The organism is Blastococcus tunisiensis (assembly GCF_900112815.1).
In the GTDB taxonomy this organism is placed as follows: Bacteria; Actinomycetota; Actinomycetes; order Mycobacteriales; family Geodermatophilaceae; genus Blastococcus_B; species Blastococcus_B tunisiensis.
On the sequence record NZ_FOND01000009.1, the window covers coordinates 112,787 to 132,905 of the forward strand.

Consider the following 20,119-nt stretch of genomic DNA (forward strand, 5'->3'; position numbering starts at 1 on the left):
ACCGGGGCGGCGCCCTAGGATCCGGCCGTGCGGCCCTTCCTCCTGCTCTCCTCGCGCGCCGAGGACCTGGCTGCCGACGGCGAGTACGAGGCATTCCTGCGGTTCACCGGGCTGCCGCCGGAGCGGCTGCTGCGGATCCGCATGGAGGCGGGACCGCTGCCGGACCTCGACCTGGACCGGTACGCCGGTGTCCTCGTGGGCGGGGGGCCGTTCAACTCCAGCGACCCCCCGTCGGAGAAGTCGGCGGTCCAGCACCGGGTGGAGCGCGAGCTGTCGGCGCTGCTCGACGAGATCGTCGCGCGGGACTTCCCCTTCTTCGGTGCCTGCTACGGCGTGGGCACGCTGGGGGTGCACCAGGGCGGCACCATCGACCGCAGGTACGCCGAGCCCGTCTCCGCCGTCCGGATCCGGCTCACCGACGCGGGGCGGGCGGATCCGCTGCTGGCCGGGATGGCCCCGGAGTTCGACGCCTTCGTCGGGCACAAGGAGGCCTGCAGCGAGCTCCCGCCGGGAGCGGTCCTGCTGGCCGGATCGGACGCCTGCCCGGTGCAGATGTTCCGGATCAAGCAGAACCTGTACGCCACCCAGTTCCACCCGGAGCTCGACGTGGCGGGCATCGTCACGCGGGTGCACGTCTACCAGCACGCCGGTTACTTCCCGCCGGAGGAGCGCGACGACCTCGTCGCCCGCCTGAGGCCCGCGTCGATCACCGAGCCCGGGCGGATGCTGGCCGCGTTCGCGGCCCGGTACGGGGCCTAGCGCGCGAAACGCTGCAGGGAGGTCCGGGTCAGCCGCCTCAGCCGGGCCGGCCGCCGGGTGCCCGGGGCGTGTCCCGCTCCGCGACGGCCGGGGGAGCGCAGGCCGGCGGACTCCGCGGTGAAGGTCTCGGACAGCTCGGGGACGAGGTCGTCGCGTCCCGCCTCGACGAGCGAGTTCACCTTGGTCAGGTAGGCGGAGTGCATCCGGACCAGGCGCTCGCCGGCGCCGGGCGTCGGGGTGCCGGTGTGCGGCCGGACGGCGCCGGGGAACCGGTCGCCGTGGTCGTCGCTGAGCGTAGGTCGTACTGACGTCATGATGACTTGTCCTCTGCGGGTTCGCGGGATGGTGGTCCGGTGGGGTGGGGGCGACGGCGTCTCGGCGCGCGGTCGCCGATCTGCTCGCGACGATGCGAGCCGGCGTCTGCCGGGACCGGCTGTCGTGCGACGCCCACCTCGGCGGTGCGCGGTCGGCCGACCGGTCCGTGCCCGACGGGCACCTCTCCACCGTAGGAGCAGGAGCCCGGGGCGTGGGTGTACGCGCGGAGAAGTCGCGGTGACGTTCGTCGCCCCGGACGCACCGCGGCCCCCGACCTGGCGCAGGTCGGGGGCCGCGGCGGACGCAGGCGGGCTCAGATGTCGTAGTACATCGCGAACTCGTGCGGGTGCGGGCGCAGGCGGATCGGGTCGATCTCGTTCTCCCGCTTGTACTCGATCCACGTCTCGATCAGGTCGGGGGTGAACACCCCGCCGTCGATGAGGTACTCGTGGTCGACCTCGAGCCGGTCGAGGACGGCGTCCAGCGACGCGGGCACCTTCTCGATGCCCAGGGCCTCCTCGGGCGGGAGCTCGTAGAGGTCCTTGTCCACCGGCGCCGGCGGCTCGATCTTGTTCTTCACGCCGTCCAGGCCGGCCATCAGCATCGCTGAGAAGGCGAGGTAGGGGTTGGCCGACGGGTCGGGCACGCGGAACTCGATGCGCTTGGCCTTGGGGCTGTCACCCGAGATCGGGATGCGGGTGCACGCCGAACGGTTGCGCGCGGAGTAGACCAGGTTGATCGGCGCCTCGTAGCCGGGCACCAGGCGGTGGTAGCTGTTGACCGTTGGGTTGGTGAACGCCAGCAGCGACGGGGCGTGCTTGAGCAGGCCGCCGATGTAGTGCCGGGCCATGTCCGACAGGCCCGCGTAGCCGGTCTCGGCGTGGAAGAGCGGCTCGCCGCCCAGCCAGAGGCTCTGGTGGCAGTGCATGCCGGAGCCGTTGTCGCCGAAGAGCGGCTTGGGCATGAAGGTGGCGGACTTGCCGTGGGCCCACGCGGTGTTCTTGATGATGTACTTGAACAGCATCAGGCTGTCCGCCGAGCGGAGCAGGGTGTCGAACTTGTAGTTGATCTCGGCCTGGCCGCCGGTGCCGACCTCGTGGTGCCCGCGCTCGAGCTCGAGCCCGGCGTTGGTCAGGTTCGTCATCATCGTCGCGCGCAGGTCGCTGTAGTGGTCGTAGGGCTCGACCGGGAAGTAGCCGCCCTTCGCCCGCGTCTTGTAGCCCAGGTTGGGGCCGCCGTTCTCGCCGGCCAGCGCACCGGAGTTCCAGGAGCCCTCGACCGAGTCGATGTGGTAGTAGCCCTCGTTGATCCCGGTGGAGTGCCGGATCGAGTCGAAGATGTAGAACTCCGCCTCGGCGCCGAAGTAGGCGGTGTCGGCGATGCCGCTGCTGGCCAGGTAGGCCTCGGCCTTCTTCGCCACGTTGCGCGGGTCGCGGCTGTAGGCCTCGCGCGTGATCGGGTCGTGGATGAAGAAGTTGACGTTCAGCGTCTTGTGCGTCCGGAACGGGTCCAGGAAGGCGCTGTTGGCGTCGGGGAGCAGCAGCATGTCCGACTCGTTGATCGCCTGGAAGCCACGGATCGAGGACCCGTCGAAGCCCAGGCCTTCGGAGAAGGTGTCCTCGCCGAAGGTCGACGCCGGGATGGTGAAGTGCTGCATGACGCCGGGGAGATCGCAGAAGCGGACGTCGACGTACTCGACGTCGTTGTCGCGGATGTAGGCGGCGACCTCGTCGGGGCTGGTGAACATCGATCCTCCGGGATTGGGCGAACTGCCGAACCGCAAGTTACGAGGGGGGAGTTGCCCCCCGGTGTCCCGAGTGTTTCCGGGCGGTAACAACGGTCCTGGCGTGTCGGGTTCGCGGTCGGCCCCCTGCAGGGTCCCGCCGCGAGCGTGCGAGTGGTGGGGGCAGGGGGTCATCTCACTACGCTGGCCGCATGGTCAGCGATGTGCAGCCACCTTCTCAGGACCGCGTGCGCGGCGCCTCTCTGGGGCTGCCCGCGGAGGGGCCGGGGTCGCTGGCCCCCTTCGGTACGCGGGTCGGGGCCTTCTGCGTGGACGCCTTCGGGTCCGCGCTCGTCGCCGGCCTCTTCACCGCGCCGGACCTCCCGGGTAACTGGGCCCTGGTGGCGTTCGCGGCGGTCACCGTGGTCACGCTGGTGGTCTCCGGTCAGACCCCGGGCATGCGGCTGCTCGGCCTGCGGCTGGCCCATCCCCGGCCGGGCCAGCGGCTGGCCCCGTGGCGTGCCGTCGTCCGCACCGCGCTGCTCTGCCTGCTGGTGCCGGCGCTGGTCGTGGACGCCGACGGCCGCGGACTGCACGACCGCCTCACCGACACCGCCGTCGTCAAGGACTGACCCCAGGCCCGTCGATGATCAGCCCACCTGATCATCGGGCGTCCTCCCTCACCGTGGGACGTGAGGGAGGACGCTCCACGATCAGGTGGGCTGATCGTGGATGCCGGTGCCAGGACGCCGGGAGCCCCGCACCTGTGGGTACGGGGCTCCCGGCGGTCGGGCGTGCGCTCAGCTGCGGCGGCGCACCTGGCGCTGGCTGATCGACATCTGCCGTCCGCCCGGGAGCGGACCGCCGGGCACCGGCATGCGGGCCCCGCCCAGGGCGCTCATCCGGCGGCCCAGGGCGTTCACCTCGGCCGCGCTGAGGTTGCGCGGCAGCTTCATCACGTGCGCGCTGAGCTTGCGGAGCGGGATCTGTCCCTCGTCGTCGCCGACCACGATGTCGTAGATGGGCGCGTCGCCCACGACCCGGGCGACCTTCTTCTTCTCCTGGGCGAGCAGGCCGCGCACCCGCGCCGGCACCCCTTCGGCGACCAGGATCACGCCGGGCCGGCCGAGCACGCGGTGCACGGCGTCCATCTGCTGCGTGCCCGCCACACCGGAGGTGACCCGCCAGTCGCCACGCATGCCCTCGAGCACCCAGGCGGCCGCGCCGGGCTGTCCCTCGACCTGGCGGTAGGCCGACCCCTGCGCCCGCCGGCCGAACACGATCAGCGCGGCCAGGGCACCGGTGACCAGCGCGAGCGGGATGAAGAGGAACGGCGCGTTGAACAGGATGCCGACCAGCTCGACCGCCGCGGCGACGGCCACGAACCAGATCAGCAGGATCCACGGCAGCCGGGGGTCGTTCTTGCGGGTCAGCGTGTAGGCCTGCTTGATCATGCGGGCCTGACCGGCGAGCTTCTTCAGCCGCCGCTTCTTCGGCTGGCCCTTCCGGTTGAGCTTGACCGGCTCGGCGCCGGACGCCGTGGCACCGGAGCCGCGCCCGCGCCCACCGCCCCCGGGACCGCGGCCGGCCTTGCCGCTCGGAGCGGTCGCGTCTGTGGGCTTGCTGCGTGCCATGCCGCCAGTCTAGGGACCCGCTGCCCACCGCCACTCGCAAGCTCGCGGCGGGCCCCGCAGCGGGCCGGATGCGGTCAGGGCGCCGGTGCGAGCCCGCGGGCTTCGATCGCCTGCTGGTAGAGCCGCCCGGCGCGGTAGGAGCTGCGCACCAGGGGCCCGGCGAGGACGCCCGGGAAGCCGATCTCCTCGGCGTCCTCCTGGAACTGGACGAACTCCTCGGGCTTCACCCAGCGGACGACGGGGTGGTGGCGGGGCGAGGGGCGCAGGTACTGGGTGATGGTGAGCAGGTCGCAGCCGGCGTCGTGGAGGGCCTGCATGGTCTCGATGACCTCGTGGGGTTCCTCGCCCATGCCGAGGATCAGGTTCGACTTGGTGACCAGGCCGGCCTCGCGCGCGGCGGTGAGCACGGCCAGCGACCGGTCGAAGCGGAAGCCGGGCCGGATGCGCTTGAAGATCCGCGGCACCGTCTCCACGTTGTGCGCGAGGACCTCGGGGCGGGAGGAGAAGACCTCGGCCAGCTGCGCGGGGTCGGCGTTGAAGTCGGGGATGAGCAGCTCGACGCCGCAGCCGGGCAGCTGGGCGTGGATCTGGCGGACGGTCTCCGCGTACAGCCACGCGCCGCCGTCGGGCAGGTCGTCGCGGGCGACACCGGTGATCGTGGCGTACCGCAGGCCCATCGTCGCGACGCTCTCGGCGACGCGGCGCGGCTCGTCGGCGTCGAAGTCGGCGGGCTTGCCGGTGTCGATCTGGCAGAAGTCGCAGCGGCGGGTGCACTGGTCGCCGCCGATGAGGAAGGTGGCCTCGCGGTCCTCCCAGCACTCGTAGATGTTGGGGCAGCCGGCCTCCTCGCAGACCGTGTGCAGCCCCTCGCGGCGGACCAGCGACTTCAGCTCCGTGTACTCGGGGCCGGTCTTGAGGCGGGTCTTGATCCACTCGGGCTTGCGCTCGATGGGGACTTGGCTGTTGCGGACCTCGAGGCGGAGGAGTTTGCGGCCCGCCGGCTCGATCGTCGATCCGTTCGAGGTCGTCGGTACGGCCGGCTCACTCATGATCTGCACGGTACTCCGGCTGCGCCGCGCCCCCGGACGAGCGACGCCCCCGCTGCTCGGGAGCAGCGGGGGCGTCGGTGCAGCGAGGAACTCGGTCAGACCTGCTTGTCCGCCGGGCCGGCCGTGGGGCCCTCGTCGGCCCCGCCACCGGAGGTGAACGGCTCGGGCTTGTCCGCGGCCGGGTCGGTGGCGTCGTCCGGGCCGTCGCCGTCGGCGAGCTGGGCGTCGCGCAGGCCCATGTCGGACTCCGCGGGCGTCGAGTCGGTGGTCTGCGACGCCGTGGAGACGGTCTTGCCGGAGGTGCTGTCGGAGCTGGGCACGGGGTCCTCTCGGTAGCTGGGCACCGGACCGTCCCCGGTGGGGGCGGGGGTCCAGGCGTCGTCCTTCCTGCGGCGCAGCAGGACGAACGCGGCGGTACCCACGGCGAAGGCGAGGAACACCCACGGCCAGCGGCGACGGGGCTCGGGCTCGACGCCGACCTTGCGCTTCACCGTCTTCGCCGTCGCGAGCGCGGCCTTCTCGAACTCCCGGTGCTTCTTGCCGGCGGTCTTGCGCGCCTTCTTCGCCGTCCTGCGCGCCTTCCGGCCCGACTCGGCCGCGGCCGCGGCCAGCTCGGCCCGGCGCGCGTCGAGCTCGCTGCGCGCGCTGTCCATCCCCGCGGCCAGCGTCTCGCGGGCGCTCTCCAGGGCCGGCGTCACGGCCTCGCGTGCGGCGGCGACGCGGGGGGTGGCGTAGGCCAGCGCAGCGACCTGGGCGGCCTCGAGCCGGGGGACGACGTCGTCGTGCAGCGCCTTCTGCGCGGCCTTCTGCGCCGCCTCCACCCGCGGAGCCAGGTCGGCGGCCGCCTTCGCGGCCGCGGCCTGGGCGGCCGCGACACGGGGAGCGGCTGCCTCACGGGCGGCCTCCACCCGCGGGGTCAGTGCGTCCCGGGCGGCTTCCACCCGGGGGCCGATGGCGTCGCGGGCGGCATCCACGCGGGGGCCGAGGGTGTCGCGGGCGGTGGCCACGGCCGGGGCGGCGGCGGCCACCGCGGCGGCGACCTTGGGGGCCACCTTCACGGCGGCGGCCTTCTGCGCGGCGTCGAACGCGGGAGCGGCCGCCTCGCGGGCCGCGGCCACCCGCGGCCCCAGCTGCTCGGCGGCGAGGCGCCCGGCCTCGGTGGCCGCCACCCCGATGTGGGCGAAACCCTCCTGGAGCTCGGCACCGATGACCTGACCATGCGTCTTCTTGCGGGACACGAGCTGCACCTCCGAGTTGATCGTCTGGCGATCATCCTGCCCGGTCCGGGCGATGAGCACACCCCGGAGGGGCCGGGGAGCGGATCCGGCCGGCCCTGGCTAGCGTCGTGGCGTGCAGCTGCGAGTCTTCACCGAGCCCCAGATGGGCGCCACGTACGACGACCTGCTGGCCGTCGCCCGGCGCACCGAGGAGACCGGCTTCGACGCCTTCTTCCGGTCCGACCACTACCTGACGATGGGCGGCGACGGACTGCCCGGGCCCACCGACGCCTGGGTCACGCTCGCCGGCCTGGCCCGGGAGACCACCCGGATCCGGCTGGGCACCCTGATGACCGCGGGCACCTTCCGGCTGCCCGGACCACTGGCGATCTCGGTCGCCCAGGTCGACCAGATGAGCGGCGGGCGGGTGGAGCTCGGCCTCGGGTCGGGCTGGTTCGAGCAGGAGCACACCGCGTACGGGATCCCCTTCCCGGCGCTGGGCGAGCGCTTCGACCGCTACGAGGAGCAGCTCGCCGTCGTCACCGGGCTCTGGAACACCCCGCCGGGGGAGACCTTCACCTTCGAGGGGCAGCACTACCGGCTGTCGGACTCCCCGGCCCTGCCCAAGCCCGTCCAGGAGGGTGGCATCCCGGTCCTGGTGGGCGGCGCGGGCAGGAAGCGGACGCCGCGGCTGGCCGCCCGCTACGCCAGCGAGTTCAACGTGCCGTTCATGTCCGCCGACGACAACGCCCGGCTCTTCGCCGGTGTGCGGGAGGCCTGCGAGCAGGCCGGCCGGGACCCGAGGTCCATGGTCTACAGCTCGGCGCTGGTGCTCTGCGTCGGCCGGGACGAGGCCGAGCTCGCCCGCCGTGCCGCCGCCATCGGGCGGGAGGTGGACGAGCTGCGCGAGCACGGTGTCGCGGGCACGCCGGCCGAGGCCGTGGACGTGATCGGCCGCTACGCCGAGGCCGGCTCCCAGCGGATCTACCTGCAGGTCCTCGACCTCGCCGATCTCGACCACCTGGACCTGGTGGCGAGCGAGGTGGCGCCGCAGCTCGGCTGAGCGACCCGGCGGTCAGCGCCGGACCAAGCGCTCCGGGTCCAGCAGCGGGTGCTCCGGGGAGGCGAGCCACCGCAGGAAGTCGGGTACCGGCATCGGCCGGGCGATGGCGTACCCCTGCGCGACGTCGCACCCGAGCCGGGCCAGGGCGGCGCAGCTCGCGGCGTCCTCGACCCCCTCGACCACCAGGCGCAGCCCGAGGTCGTGCGCCAGCGCCACGGTGTGCCGGACGATCGCGGCGGCGCGCCGGTCGCCGACCACGTCGGCGGTCAGGCTCCGGTCGAGCTTGAGCTCGTCGGCGGGCAGGTGCCGCAGGTAGGCCAGGGAGCTGTAGCCGGTGCCGTAGTCGTCGATCGAGGTGCGGACGCCGAGCCGGCGCAGCTCCCCGAGGATCTGGCGGCCGCGCTCGGGGTCGGCCATGAGGGTGTCCTCGACCAGCTCCAGGGTCAGTGCGTCCGCCGGCAGCCCGTGCCGGTCCAGCGCCGCGGCGACCTTGCCGGGCAGGTCGACGTCGTTCACGTTCGCGGCGGAGAGGTTCACCGACACCGGGACGGGATCGGTGCCCCACCAGAGCTCGGCAGCCGTGAGCGCCAGCTCGAGCACCGTGTCGGCGAGCGGCCGGAGCAGGCCGGCCTGCTCCGCGGCCGGCAGCAGGTCGGCGGGTGAGAGGAGGCCGCGGACCGGGTGCTGCCAGCGGACGAGGGCCTCCACGCCCACGACGCGGCCGTCGGCGAAGCCGACCTGGGGCTGCAGGTGGACGAGCAGCTCGTCGCCGTCCAGGGCGGTGCGCAGCTCCTCCATCGTGCGCAGCCGGTCGCCGCTGCCGCCGTGCGGGTCGGGCACGTAGACGTGCACGCCCTCGCGCGCGGACTTCGCGGCGTACATCGCGACGTCGGCGCAGCGCAGCATCTCCTGCACCGTCGCGGCGGGCACGGGCGCGGTGGCCACGCCGACGCTCACCCCGACGTGCAGGCGGATGTCCTCCACCGGGAACGGCTGGAGCATCAGCTTGCGCAGCCGGTCGGCCCGCTCCTGGGCCTGGTCGAGGGAGGCGTTCGGCAGCAGGACGGCGAACTCGTCGCCGCCCAGCCGGGCCAGCACCTCATCCGGAGCCAGCGCCGGGAGCAGGCGCGGCCCGATCTGGCCCAGCAGCTGGTCCCCGGCGGTGTGGCCGAGGCTGTCGTTGACCTCCTTGAAGCCGTCGAGGTCGAGCAGCAGCAGTGCCGCCGGACGCCGTGCCGAGGCGGTGGCCAGGACCTGCCCGGCACGCTCCAGCAGGGCCCGGCGGTTGGGCAGGCCGGTCAGCTCGTCGGTCCGTGCCTGCTGCTGCACCTCGTTGAACGCGCGCACCTCCCGGAAGGTGATCGCCGTCCGGGCCATGGTGGCCAGCGCACAGCCGATGGCCAGCCAGGCCGCGGCGGGTGGCATCGAGTCGCCCCAGCCGAGGGCGAGCACGGCCAGGCTGGCCACGTTCGCGGTCAGGGGGAGGGCCAGCAGTCGCCAGCCGAGGCGCGTCCTCGCCACGCCGGGGTCGTCGACGGGGACCGGCCGGGGCCGGGCCAGGAAGGCGGCGAGCGCGACCAGCACGATCCCGCTCAGCCAGGTCAGCTCGAGTGCGCTCCCGTCGACGTAGCTGCCGTCCACGGTGCGTGAGAAGAGGAGCACGTCACCGACCAGGATGCAGCCCAGGGCGGCGGTCATGAGGAGCAGGGTGCGGTCGAGGCGCACCCCCAGGATCGAGCCCAGCGCGACCAGGAGCGCCAGCAGCAGCACGTCGGTGGTGGGCAGGGCCAGCTGCACCAGCGGGAGCGGGACCCTGCCCTCTCCCGGGATCAGGTAGGGGCCGAGCAGGAGGGCGACGCCGACGGCCGCGGTGCCGAACGCGCCGATGATGCCGTCCAGCCACATGCTGGGGTGGAAGCGGGGGACACGGGCCCGCACGAGGCCGACCAGCGTGATCCACATCGTCAGGTAGGCGCCCAGCGACAGGAGATCCACGGCGAGCACCGAGGACGTCCCGGCGCCGTCGGCACCCGCGACGAGGGTCCGGACGACGTTCGCGGCCGCGTTCAGCAGCAGCGAGACGCCGAGCGCCCGCCACGCGACGCCCTCCCGGGGGACCCGGCCGGCGGCCCGCAGGCAGAGCAGCGCCGCGGGCAGGTACGCGAGGTTGTAGAGGACGACGTCGTAGGTGACGTCCCAGGTCATGCCGCCCGGCCGTGGGCCCACGCCGCTCGCGTAGGCCAGGAAGGAGGCGGCGGTCAACCAGAGCAGCACCCGGGACGAGGGCAGGCGCGTATGCCCACCCGGTGGCCGATGCTGTTCCACGGGATTCCCATCGGCTCGCCGGCCCCCGATCCGCAGCCGAACGGCATCCCGATCCGGCTCGTACGGGTGAGAGGCCGCTCACGGGTCGCTGCCCGCCCGGCGGGCCGGCCGCGGGGCCGCACGCGGTAGGCTGGGGGCGTGACCGGGCGGTTCCTGCTTCACCGGCCGTGCTGACCTGAGACCCTCGGACAGCACGGCGACCCCTCCTGCGTGAGGGGTTTCTTCATGTCTGCCGCCGGTACCAGCACTTGCGATGACCCGGGAGCACCAGCGATGAGCCAGACCGCCGACCAGCCGCACGTCGAGCCGACGTCCGGTGACGTGCCGCCGCACCGCTACACGCCCGCGCTGGCCCAGCAGATCGAGCTCGCCTGGCAGGACCGGTGGGAGGCCGACGGCACCTTCCACACCCCCAACCCGAGCGGACGGCTGAGCGCGGGCTTCGAGCGGGTGGCCGACCGGCCGAAGTACTTCCTGATGGACATGTTCCCGTACCCCTCGGGGGCAGGCCTGCACGTGGGGCACCCGCTGGGCTACCTGGGTACCGACGTGACCAGCCGGTTCCGCCGCATGGACGGCGACAACGTGCTGCACCCCATGGGCTACGACGCCTTCGGCCTGCCCGCGGAGCAGTTCGCCGTCCAGACCGGGCAGCACCCGCGGGTCACCACCGAGGCCAACATCGCGGCCATCAGGGCCCAGCTGCGCCGGCTGGGCGTCGACCACGACGACCGCCGCAGCTTCGCCACGATCGACCCGGGCTACTACAAGTGGACCCAGTGGATCTTCCTGCAGTTGTTCGGCGCCTGGTTCGACGAGTCGGCCGGCAGGGCGCGCCCGATCGAGGAGCTGGTGGCCGAGCTGGACGCCGGGGCGCGCACGCCGGCCCCGGGGACGAACCCCTCCGGTCTGCCGTGGTCCGAGCTGGACGAGGTGTCGCGCCGCAAGGTCGTCGACGCGCACCGGCTGGCCTACCTGCACGAGGCGCCGGTGAACTGGTGCCCGGGCCTGGGCACCGTGCTCTCCAACGAGGAGGTCACCGCCGACGGCCGCTCCGAGCGGGGCAACTTCCCGGTGTTCCGGCGTCCGCTCAAGCAGTGGATGATGCGGATCACCGCCTACGCCGACCGGCTGATCGACGACCTGGACCGGCTGGACTGGTCCGACTCCCTGAAGCTGATGCAGCGCAACTGGATCGGCCGCTCCACCGGGGCGAAGGTCCGGTTCGCCGCCGGTCAGGAGACGGTCGAGGTCTTCACCACCCGCCCCGACACGCTGTTCGGCGCCACCTACATGGTGCTGGCGCCCGAGCACCCGCTGGTCGGCGCACTGACGGCCGAGGCGTGGCCGGACGGCACCAACGAGCGCTGGACCGGGGGAGCGGGCACGCCCGCGGAGGCGGTGCGCGACTACCAGCGGCAGGCGTCCCGCCGCTCGGAGCTGGACCGCCAGGACGCCGGCCGCGAGAAGACCGGCGTGTGGCTGGGCGTCACCGCCGTCAACCCGGTCAACGGCCGCGAGCTGCCCGTCTTCATCGCCGACTACGTGCTCACCGGGTACGGCACCGGCGCGATCATGGCCGTGCCGGGGGAGGACACCCGGGACTTCGACTTCGCGGAGGCGTTCGGGCTGCCGGTCGTGCGCACCGTCCAGCCACCGGCGGACTTCGCGGGCGGTGCGTACACCGGCAGCGGCCCGATGATCAACTCGTCCAACGACGAGATCTCGCTGGACGGCCTGGAGAAGGCCGAGGCCATCGCCCGCATCACCGAGTGGCTCGTGCAGCACGGGCACGGCGAGGCGACCACCACCTACAAGCTGCGCGACTGGCTGTTCAGCCGGCAGCGCTACTGGGGCGAGCCGTTCCCGATCGTCTACGACGAGGACGACCTGCCGGTCGCCGTCCCGACGTCGATGCTGCCCGTCCTGCTGCCCGAGGTGGACGACTACTCGCCGAAGACCTTCGCCGACGACGACGCCGACTCCGCGCCCGAGCCCCCGCTCTCCCGGGCCACCGACTGGACGACGGTCGAGCTGGACCTGGGCGACGGCCCGAAGAAGTACCGCCGGGAGACCAACACGATGCCCAACTGGGCCGGCTCGTGCTGGTACTACCTGCGCTATCTGGACCCCGCCGACGACGAGCGGATGGTCGACCCCGCGCTGGAGGAGTACTGGCTGGGCCCCCGGGAGCCCGGCGACGTCGGCGGCGTGGACCTCTACGTCGGCGGCGTCGAGCACGCCGTCCTGCACCTGCTGTACGCCCGCTTCTGGCACAAGGTCCTGCACGACCTCGGCCACGTGTCCAGCGAGGAGCCGTTCCGCCGGCTGGTCAACCAGGGCTACATCTCCGCCTTCGCCTACACCGACGAGCGCGGCTTCTACGTGCCCGCCGCCGACGTGGAGGAGAAGGACGGCCGCTTCTTCTACGAGGGGAGTCCGGTCAACCGCGAGTACGGCAAGATCGGCAAGAGCCTCAAGAACATGGTCACGCCGGACGAGATGATCGGCGCGTACGGCGCGGACACCTTCCGGGTCTACGAGATGTCGACCGGTCCGCTGGACCAGTCGCGCCCCTGGGAGACGAAGGCCGTCGTCGGCTCGCAGCGGCTGCTGCAGCGGATCTGGCGCGTCGTGGTCGACGAGGTCTCCGGGGCCGTGCGGGCCTCCGACGACGTGGCGGCGAGCGAGGAGACGCTGCGGGCGCTGCACCGCACCATCGCCGGCGTTCGGGACGGGTTCTCGACGCTGCGGTTCAACATCGCGATCGCCCGCATCACCGAGCTGACCAACCACCTGACCCAGGCCTACGGGGCGTCGTCGCCGCTGCCCCGGTCGGTCGTCGAGCCGCTGGTGCTGCTGGTCGCGCCGCTGGCCCCGCACCTGGCCGACGAGCTGTGGACCCGGCTGGGTCACGACGGCTCCTCGGCGTGGACCCCGTTCCCGGTCGCGGACGAGCGCTGGCTGGTCGAGGACACCGTGCAGGTCGCCGTGCAGGTCAACGGCAAGGTGCGGTCGCAGGTCAGCGTGCCGGCCGACGCCGACGCCGCGGCCCTGGAGGCGGCGGCGCGGGCCGACGACAAGATCGCCGGCTACCTGGACGGCGCCACCGTGCGGCGCGTCGTCGCCGTCCCCGGCCGGCTGGTCAACTTCGTCCTCGGCTAGGACGTCGCGGTCCTCGCCGACCGCACCGCGGCGACGTGCCACGCGTCCGACACGCGCAGCCCTGTCGGTGCGCCTGCGCGGACCTCTCCGTGTCCACCCGGGGTCAGGGGGAGCCGAGTCCGGCAGCAAGGTGTGCTGCGCGGTGCGCACACGTCGTCCGGGTGCGGTGGTCGGAGGTCAGCGCGAGCGCTTGGCGGCCTTGCGTTCGGCCTTGAGGCGGGCCTTCCGGGCGCGGGCCTCGATGGCCTGGCGGGTGGTGCGGCCGTCCTTGCGGCCGAGCGCCCATCTCAGCAGCCGCAGGAGAGCCCGGTCGAGGCCCGCGTCGTTGCCCATGCCGCCCTGGGAGTCCTCGCCCAGGAAGTTCCGGTCCGGGGAGTGCCAGGGGTCTGCCGAACTCATGGGGCGCTGATGCGGAGCAGCTCGTGGCGCTCACCGGCGCGGCGCAGCGCCCGGTGCCAGGCCCGGGAGATCGCGTTGCCGAGGGTGAACCTCAGCCCGTAGGCGTGGCGCAGCGCAGCGAGCGCACCCGGGTGGTCGGGAGGCGGGACGAACTCGGCGGTCGCCTCCACGGCGGGGCCGAGGACCCGGCCCCGGACGTCGCACGGGGCCACCGTGACCCGGCTCGTGTGCCGCAGCCGCTTCACCTTCCCGGAGTCCGCGCGGGTCCAGACCACCAGCGAGTCGCCGTCCGGTGCCGCCCACACCGGGGTCGCGACCGGGACGCCGGTCCGCCGGAACGTGGTGAGGCTGACGTACTCGCTGCGGGGGAGCGGGGTCACGCGGGTGCGGGCGCCGCGGTCAGGACCCGGGTCATGGCGGCCTCGACCGGGCCGATCGCGGCGGCCGTCGGGACGTCGCGACCGAGCTCCGCCGACAGCGAGGTGACACCCGCATCGGGGATGCCGCACGGGATCATGTTGGCGAACGCCGTCATGTCCGGGTCGCAGTTGAGGGCGAAGCCGTGCATCGTCACGCCGCGGGCGACGCGGACCCCGATGGCCGCGACCTTGCGCTCGGGGCGTGCCCCGTCGGCGGCGACCCAGACACCGCTGCGACCCTCGACCCGGATCGTCTCGAGACCGAAGCCGGCGCAGACCTCGATCAGCGCGTCCTCCAGCCGGCGGACGTGGGCGACGACGTCGACCGGATCGGGCAGCGCGACGATCGGATAGCCGACCAGTTGTCCCGGGCCGTGCCAGGTGATCTTGCCGCCGCGGTCGACGTCGATGACCGGGGTGCCGTCGAACGGGCGCTCGTGCGGCTCGGTGCGCTTGCCGGCGGTGTAGACCGCCGGGTGCTCCAGCAGCAGCAGGGTGTCCGGCCCCGTCCCGGCCACCCGCTGCGCGTGCAGCTCGCGCTGCTGCGCCCAGGCCTGCTCGTAGGGAACCGTGCCCGCCCGGATGATCCGCAGTCCGCTCACCGCACCAGCCTATGCCGCTGCCCGGGCAGGACGCCGTCCTCGCGAGGTCGCCGCGCGGCCGTCCGCCCCGCTCGGCCGTGCGCACGCATCGCCGCACGAAATGCGCAACGGGCCTGGTCAGGGAGACGGTCGCTTGCCATGCTCGCCCCGACCCGGCACGCCGTGGTGCCGAGCGCAGGATCGGTGGAGGTACGGATGAGCGACGAGTTGTGGCGCAAGGGTGCGGGAGAGCTCGCCGGGATGATCGGGTCCGGCGCGGTCTCCTCGGTCGAGGTCGTGGAGGCGCACCTGGCGCGGATCGAGGCGGTCAACCCCGCGCTCAACGCGGTGGTGGTCGTCCTGGCCGACCAGGCACTGGAGGCCGCCAAGCTCGCCGACCAGCGGACCGCCGCCGGGAACGGCGACCTCGGCCCGCTGCACGGGGTGCCGGTGACGATCAAGGAGAACATCGACGTCGCCGGTACCGCGACGACCAACGGTGTGCCCGCGCTGGCCGAGGCGGTCGCGCCGGTCGACGCCCCGGTCGTGGAGCGGCTGCGTGCCGCCGGCGCCATCGTCATCGGCCGCACCAACCTGCCCGACATGGCCCTGCGCATCTCGACCGACAGCAGTCTGCGGGGCCTCACCCGCAACCCCTGGCACGCCGACCGGACCGCGGGCGGGTCCTCCGGGGGCGAGGCGTCGGCGCTGGCATCGGGCATGTCCCCGCTCGGGGCCGGCAACGACATCGGCGGGTCGCTGCGCAACCCGGCGCACTGCTGCGGTGTCTCCTCGATCAAGCCGACGCCCGGCCGGGTGCCGCACGCCACCGTCATCGCGCCCGAGGACGGGCCGCTGTCGTTCCAGATGATGATGGTCAACGGCCCGATGGCCCGGGACCTCGGCGACGTGCGCATGGCCCTGGAGATCATGAGCGGCCCCGACCGGCGGGACCCGGAGTGCCTTCCCGTGCCGCTGAGCTACCCCGACTCCGGACGTCCGGTGCGGGTCGCGCTGCTGGCCGAACCGCCCGGCGGCAGCACGGACGCCGGCATCGCCGACGTGGTCCGTCAGGCCGGCGCGCATCTCGCGGCCGCGGGGTACGAGGTGGAGGAGGTCACGCCGCCGGAGTACGAGACGGCGGTCGACCTGTGGCGCGACTTCCTGTTCACCGAGATCCGCACCCTCCAGCCGCTGCTGGAACAGGTGATGGGTGCCGACGGGAAGGGGTTCCTCACCGGGGTCCTCCGGGACCACCCGCGCCTGGACGTCGACGCCTACGTGCAGATGTTCGTGCGCCGGCGCCAGGTGGCCCGCCGGTGGGCGGAGTTCCTCGAGGACTACCCGGTGGTCCTCACGCCGGTGTGGGCGCAGCCCGCGTTCCCGCACGGCTGGGACGTGGCCAGCGACGAGCAGGCGGACGCGGCGATCGAGCTGCTCCGGCCGGTCATGCCGGCCAACCTCCTGGGGCTGCCGTCTGCGGCGACCCCCGGCGGCCTCGCCGACGGCATGCCCGTCGGGGTGCAGTGCATGGCCGCGCCGTTCCGCGAGGACCGGGCGCTCGATGCCGCCGCGGCCATCCAGGCGGCGGTCGGTGCCCTCACCCCGGTGGACCCCTTCGTGAACGGCTGACACCGACGCCCGCCGCCCGCCGGCCGGGGCGGAGGGCTCAGGCGAGCCGTCGGGGCTCGACCCTGGTCTCGACGGCCGTGCCGTCGGCTCCCCGCTCCACCCGGTAGGCGGCGGCACCGGGACGGTCGGCGACCGCCTCCGCGAGCGTCGTCCCCCGGTACACGAGCCCGGCGCCGTCGTCGGTGGCGTGCCCACCGGGGAGGGTGCCGTCGGCCACCAGCCGGTGGTACAGCGGGCGCCGCTGCTCCTCGGAGTCGTAGTGCACGCCGTTGGACGTCGGGATGAGGCCGAGTCCGTTCGTCACCGGACGCAGGTCGGGGCCGAAGGAGTCGGTGGTGCCGCCGACGTGCCAGCACAGCGAGCCGGCGGACACCCCGCCGAGCACGACGCCGGCCTGCCACGCCTCGCGGAAGATCTCGTCGAGGCCGTGCACCCGCCAGACCGCCAGCAGGTTGGCCACACTGCCGCCGCCGACCCAGACCACGTCCTGGGCGAGCAGGTGGGCGCGCATGTCGGCCACCGTCGGCATCGTGAACAGGCTCAGATGGCTGACCTGCACGGCGCTCCCGGCGAACGCGCCGTAGACGCCGGCGATCCGCACCGGGTCGTCGCCGGTCGCCGTCCCCAGGTAGCAGAGCCGCGGCCGGTCCGGCGCTCCGGCGAGCTCCACGGCCAGGTCGAAGACCGGCCCCGGCCGCCAGTCGTAGGGGCCGCGGCCACGGGAGGCGAACCCCATGCTGGTGGCCAGGATGGTCGGCTGGGACGCGGGCATCAGGAGGTCCTCCGGTCGTCGTGGTGCGCCGGGCGCACCGTGCGGAGGACGGCGCGGGCGGCGCGCGCCCCGCTCGCCATGGCGCCCTGGATGGAAGGGGTGTCGCGGTGGTCGCCGCACACGAACAAGCCGTCCCCGAGCTCGACCGGCCGGCGCAGCCGCAGCGGGGGCAGCGCGGCGGGTTGGGCACCGGGGACGGTGACGGTGGTGAGGTGGTCGAGGTCGTCCGGCGCGACGTCGTGCGCCGCGGCGATCTCGGCGCGCACCTCCTCCTCGCGGGTCGGCGCGAGGGTGGAGCTCGCGAGCAGCGCCCGTCCGTCGGGGCTGTACCGCGGTTGCGCGTCGGAGACGACCACCGAGTTCACCAGCCGGCCGCCCGGAGCACCCAGCACGATCAGCGGACGTCGCCACGGTGACTCCGGCAGGACGTGGAGGTGCGTCGTCACCTGGCGGGGCGCCGACGCCTCGACGGCCGGCAGCAGCCGGGCAGCGGTGTCCGGGTCGGTGGCGACGACGACGGCGGTCGCCGACCAGGTGCCGTCGTCGGTGACGACGGAGCCCGGGGAGACCGAACGGGCCGCGGTGTGCAGGGAGAGGCGCCCGGGCGCGAGCCGGTCGGCCAGCTGCTCGCCCACGGCCTGCATCCCCCTGGCCGGCAGGCCGATCGAGCCGCGGACGAAGCTGCGCCAGAGCAGGTCGAGGTAGCGGCTGGACGTACCGAGCTCGTCCTCCAGCAGGACGCCGGCGAGGAAGGGCCGGAAGAACCGGTCGAGCGCGGTGCTGCCCACGCCGGCGGCACGCAGCGCCTGTTCCGCGGTCCGCTCCGGGGCCGCCAGGAGGCGGCCGACGGGGAGGTATCCGGCGCGCACGGAGAAGGCGGCGAGCGCGGCCTTGTCCCGCAGCGAGCCGACGGGGGCGGTGGCCGTGCCGAGCACGTCCGCCGGTCGCTGTCGTGGGTCGACGACCCGGTGGGCCGTCCCGTCGACCCGGACGACGGCCCCGCGCTCGAACCAGCCGAGCTGCAGCGCCCCGAGGTCGAGGTCGGCCGCCCGGGGGTAGCCGGTGTTGAGCACCTGGAAGCCGCGGTCGACGACGAACCCGTCGATCCGCTCGGTGGACAGCCGGCCGCCGGCGTGGGCCCCCGCCTCGAGGACGTGCACGTCGACCCCGGCCGCGGCCAGCCGGACGGCCGCCGAGAGCCCGGCCAGGCCGGCCCCGACCACCACGACCTCGGCGCGCGACGACATCGTCCGACGGTAGCCGGGAGCCGGGCCGACGACCGGGTGGCCCCGCCGCCGGCCTGTGGACAACCGGGGCGGGCGGACCGTGGCACGCCCTACCGTCCGACCATGCCTGCCGCCGTGCCGCCCGTCGACGCCGGTGCCGTCGGGGCGCCGCCCGTCGTCCCCGGGTACACCCTGGACACGCTGCTCGGTCGTGGCGGCTCCGGGGAGGTCTGGCGGGCGGTCCCGCGGCGCGGCGGGGAACCGGTCGCCGTGAAGGTGCTCGTGGCCGGTGACCCGGAGCGGCAGGCCCGGGAGGCGGCCCTGCTGGGGGCGCTCGACCATCCGCACCTCGTCCGGCTGATCGAGGTGGTCCACCAGCCCCGGCGCGGGGGCGCCGCCCGGGTGGCCCTCGTGCTGGACCTCCTGCCCGGTGGCAGCCTGGCGGCGCTGCTGAGCCGGCGGGGGCGGCTGCGGCCCGGTGAGGTGGTGACCACCATCGCCCCGGTGGCCGCGGCCCTGGCGCACGCCCACGGCAACGGCGTGGTCCACGGTGACCTCTCACCGGGCAACATCGTCTTCACCGCCGACGGGCGGCCCGTGCTGACCGACCTCGGCGTGGCCCGGGTGCTGGGGGAGGAGGCGGCGGCGGAGGTCACGCCGCCCTACGTGGACCCGACCGTCGCCCGGGGCGGGGCGCCCGGGCCCGCCTCCGACGTCTTCGGGATCGCGGCCGCGGCGTTCCACGCCCTGACCGGCATCGCCCCCTGGAACGCCGCGACACCGGCGGACACGCTGGCCGTGGCCGCCGGTGGGTTGCTCCCCGACCTCGCCGAACTGGCGCCGGCCGCGCCGCCGCAGCTGCTCGCCGTCATCAGCCGGGGCCTGGCGGCCGATCCGCACGACCGGGGATCGGCCGCGGCCTTCGCCCTGGACCTGCGGCACGCCTGCCGCCCGGAACCGGTGCGACTGCCGCGCGACGGCGTCCCCGACGCGGACCTCGGGCGAACCGGCCGTGGTCCCCGCACGGAACTGACCCACCAGGTGCCGGGCCACCGCGCGCGCCCTGCGCCGGTCGTCGTCGGACCCCCCGCCCGTGGCCGGGGCCGCTGGTCCGGCCGGTGGGCGCGTCCACTGCCTGCGCGGGCGGGGCTCCTGGGGGTGACCGTCCTCGCCGTGGTGGCGGTCCTCCTGGGTTCGGGCCGGCTGGGGATGCACGGGGCCCGGGACGGCGGGCCACCCGGGGACGGCGCCCGGCCGGTGGAGGCGGCGGTCGGTTCGGCGGTCGACGGACCCGGCACGGTCGGACCGGTGTCCGGGGAGCCGGCCCCGGACACCCCGGTGGCGGGGGACGGGGCGCCGAGCACGGGAGGTGGGGTGCCCGGTGCGGAGGTCCCCCCGGCCGGCAGGGACGCCCGCCCCGCCGACCGCCCCGGAACGCCGGGTTCCGCGGAGGTCTGGCAGGCGGTGGTCGCCGACCTCTACCAGCGCCGGGTCGCCGCGTTCACCGCCGCCGCCCCGGAGGCGTGGGGGGACGTCTACACCTCCGGCAGCTCCCTGCGGTCGGCCGACGAGGAGCACGCCCGCCGGCTGGCCGCGGCCGACGAGGCGCTGCGCGGCTTCGCGCCGGAGGTGGTCGCGGTGACGGCGGTGCGGACCGACGGGGACCGCGTCGAGCTGGAGCTGGTCGACCGGTGGCCCGGCTACGACGTCGTCGCCGGCGGGCCGGACGGTCCGGCGCTGCGCACGGTGCCGGGACGACCGGAGACGACCGTGCGCATGGTCCTGGCGCGCACCGTCGGCGGCTGGCGGATCGAGTCCGCACGGCGCCTGCCGTGAGGGC

Annotated in this window: 17 protein-coding genes; 6 read left to right on the top strand and 11 right to left on the bottom strand. The window is 74.3% G+C overall.

What is annotated here, in order from left to right; translation table 11 throughout:
• The first annotated feature begins 27 nt into the window (after positions 1 to 27).
• Positions 28 to 759 (top strand): glutamine amidotransferase, encoded by a 732-nt coding sequence (locus BM142_RS12945; RefSeq protein WP_092199178.1) that lies wholly within the window; start codon positions 28 to 30, stop codon positions 757 to 759.
• On the opposite strand, the gene BM142_RS12950 is transcribed toward BM142_RS12945, so the two are convergent.
• Positions 756 to 1,073 (bottom strand): hypothetical protein, encoded by a 318-nt coding sequence (locus BM142_RS12950; protein ID WP_092199181.1) that lies wholly within the window; start codon positions 1,071 to 1,073, stop codon positions 756 to 758. The two genes, BM142_RS12945 and BM142_RS12950, sit on opposite strands and share 4 nt — an antisense overlap.
• A gap of 314 nt (positions 1,074 to 1,387) precedes the next feature.
• The gene (gene glnA, locus BM142_RS12955; RefSeq protein ID WP_092199184.1) at positions 1,388 to 2,821 is read right to left on the bottom strand and encodes a type I glutamate--ammonia ligase; all 1,434 of its coding nucleotides are present in this window, start codon (positions 2,819 to 2,821) and stop codon (positions 1,388 to 1,390) included.
• 188 nt (positions 2,822 to 3,009) lie between these two features.
• Here glnA and BM142_RS12960 point away from each other — a divergent pair, with 188 nt between their 5' ends.
• Entirely contained in the window at positions 3,010 to 3,429 is a 420-nt protein-coding gene (locus BM142_RS12960; RefSeq protein WP_092199187.1) for an RDD family protein, read from the top strand.
• Between the two features lie 168 nt (positions 3,430 to 3,597).
• Here BM142_RS12960 and BM142_RS12965 read toward each other — a convergent pair whose 3' ends face one another.
• The 3 genes from BM142_RS12965 to BM142_RS12975 form a co-directional block, all read right to left on the bottom strand.
• Complete coding sequence (locus BM142_RS12965; RefSeq protein ID WP_092199190.1) at positions 3,598 to 4,431, bottom strand: DUF4191 domain-containing protein; 834 nt, start codon at positions 4,429 to 4,431, stop codon at positions 3,598 to 3,600.
• Positions 4,432 to 4,505: 74 nt separating this feature from the next.
• Positions 4,506 to 5,480 (bottom strand): lipoyl synthase, encoded by a 975-nt coding sequence (gene lipA, locus BM142_RS12970; protein ID WP_092199484.1) that lies wholly within the window; start codon positions 5,478 to 5,480, stop codon positions 4,506 to 4,508.
• A 95-nt stretch (positions 5,481 to 5,575) separates the two neighbouring features.
• Positions 5,576 to 6,718, bottom strand: coding sequence for a hypothetical protein (locus BM142_RS12975; RefSeq protein ID WP_139228883.1), 1,143 nt, complete (start codon positions 6,716 to 6,718; stop codon positions 5,576 to 5,578).
• Positions 6,719 to 6,830: 112 nt separating this feature from the next.
• Between BM142_RS12975 and BM142_RS12980 the strand changes: the two genes are divergently transcribed.
• Positions 6,831 to 7,760, top strand: coding sequence for an LLM class F420-dependent oxidoreductase (locus BM142_RS12980; RefSeq protein WP_092199195.1), 930 nt, complete (start codon positions 6,831 to 6,833; stop codon positions 7,758 to 7,760).
• Positions 7,761 to 7,772: 12 nt separating this feature from the next.
• Here the strand turns inward: BM142_RS12980 and BM142_RS12985 are convergent, their stop codons facing one another.
• Complete coding sequence (locus BM142_RS12985) at positions 7,773 to 10,034, bottom strand: putative bifunctional diguanylate cyclase/phosphodiesterase (RefSeq protein WP_254790872.1); 2,262 nt, start codon at positions 10,032 to 10,034, stop codon at positions 7,773 to 7,775.
• A gap of 324 nt (positions 10,035 to 10,358) precedes the next feature.
• Between BM142_RS12985 and leuS the strand changes: the two genes are divergently transcribed.
• Entirely contained in the window at positions 10,359 to 13,250 is a 2,892-nt protein-coding gene (gene leuS, locus BM142_RS12990) for a leucine--tRNA ligase (protein ID WP_092199198.1), read from the top strand.
• A 177-nt stretch (positions 13,251 to 13,427) separates the two neighbouring features.
• Here the strand turns inward: leuS and BM142_RS12995 are convergent, their stop codons facing one another.
• From BM142_RS12995 to lipB, 3 genes are read right to left on the bottom strand one after another with little or no spacing between them, the layout of a single operon-like run.
• Positions 13,428 to 13,649: a hypothetical protein gene (locus BM142_RS12995; protein WP_092199201.1), complete on the bottom strand. Its 222-nt coding sequence runs from the start codon at positions 13,647 to 13,649 to the stop codon at positions 13,428 to 13,430.
• Positions 13,646 to 14,029: a PPOX class F420-dependent oxidoreductase gene (locus BM142_RS13000; protein ID WP_092199203.1), complete on the bottom strand. Its 384-nt coding sequence runs from the start codon at positions 14,027 to 14,029 to the stop codon at positions 13,646 to 13,648. The genes BM142_RS12995 and BM142_RS13000 overlap by 4 nt, the downstream gene beginning before the upstream one ends.
• A complete protein-coding gene (gene lipB / locus BM142_RS13005; protein ID WP_092199206.1) occupies positions 14,026 to 14,670 on the bottom strand; it encodes a lipoyl(octanoyl) transferase LipB in 645 nt (214 codons plus the stop codon). Before lipB ends, BM142_RS13000 begins: the two co-directional genes overlap by 4 nt.
• 195 nt (positions 14,671 to 14,865) lie before the next feature.
• Between lipB and BM142_RS13010 the strand changes: the two genes are divergently transcribed.
• Positions 14,866 to 16,281: an amidase gene (locus tag BM142_RS13010; RefSeq protein ID WP_092199490.1), complete on the top strand. Its 1,416-nt coding sequence runs from the start codon at positions 14,866 to 14,868 to the stop codon at positions 16,279 to 16,281.
• Between the two features lie 37 nt (positions 16,282 to 16,318).
• On the opposite strand, the gene BM142_RS13015 is transcribed toward BM142_RS13010, so the two are convergent.
• Together BM142_RS13015 and BM142_RS13020 are read right to left on the bottom strand one after the other, a co-directional pair.
• Positions 16,319 to 17,053, bottom strand: a complete 735-nt coding sequence (locus tag BM142_RS13015) for a Type 1 glutamine amidotransferase-like domain-containing protein (RefSeq protein ID WP_092199209.1) — start codon at positions 17,051 to 17,053, stop codon at positions 16,319 to 16,321.
• Complete coding sequence (locus BM142_RS13020) at positions 17,053 to 18,300, bottom strand: protoporphyrinogen/coproporphyrinogen oxidase (protein ID WP_092199212.1); 1,248 nt, start codon at positions 18,298 to 18,300, stop codon at positions 17,053 to 17,055. The genes BM142_RS13015 and BM142_RS13020 overlap by 1 nt, the downstream gene beginning before the upstream one ends.
• Before the next feature lie 102 nt (positions 18,301 to 18,402).
• Here BM142_RS13020 and BM142_RS13025 point away from each other — a divergent pair, with 102 nt between their 5' ends.
• Positions 18,403 to 20,115, top strand: coding sequence for a serine/threonine-protein kinase (locus BM142_RS13025; protein WP_092199215.1), 1,713 nt, complete (start codon positions 18,403 to 18,405; stop codon positions 20,113 to 20,115).
• The last annotated feature ends 4 nt before the right edge of the window (positions 20,116 to 20,119 follow it).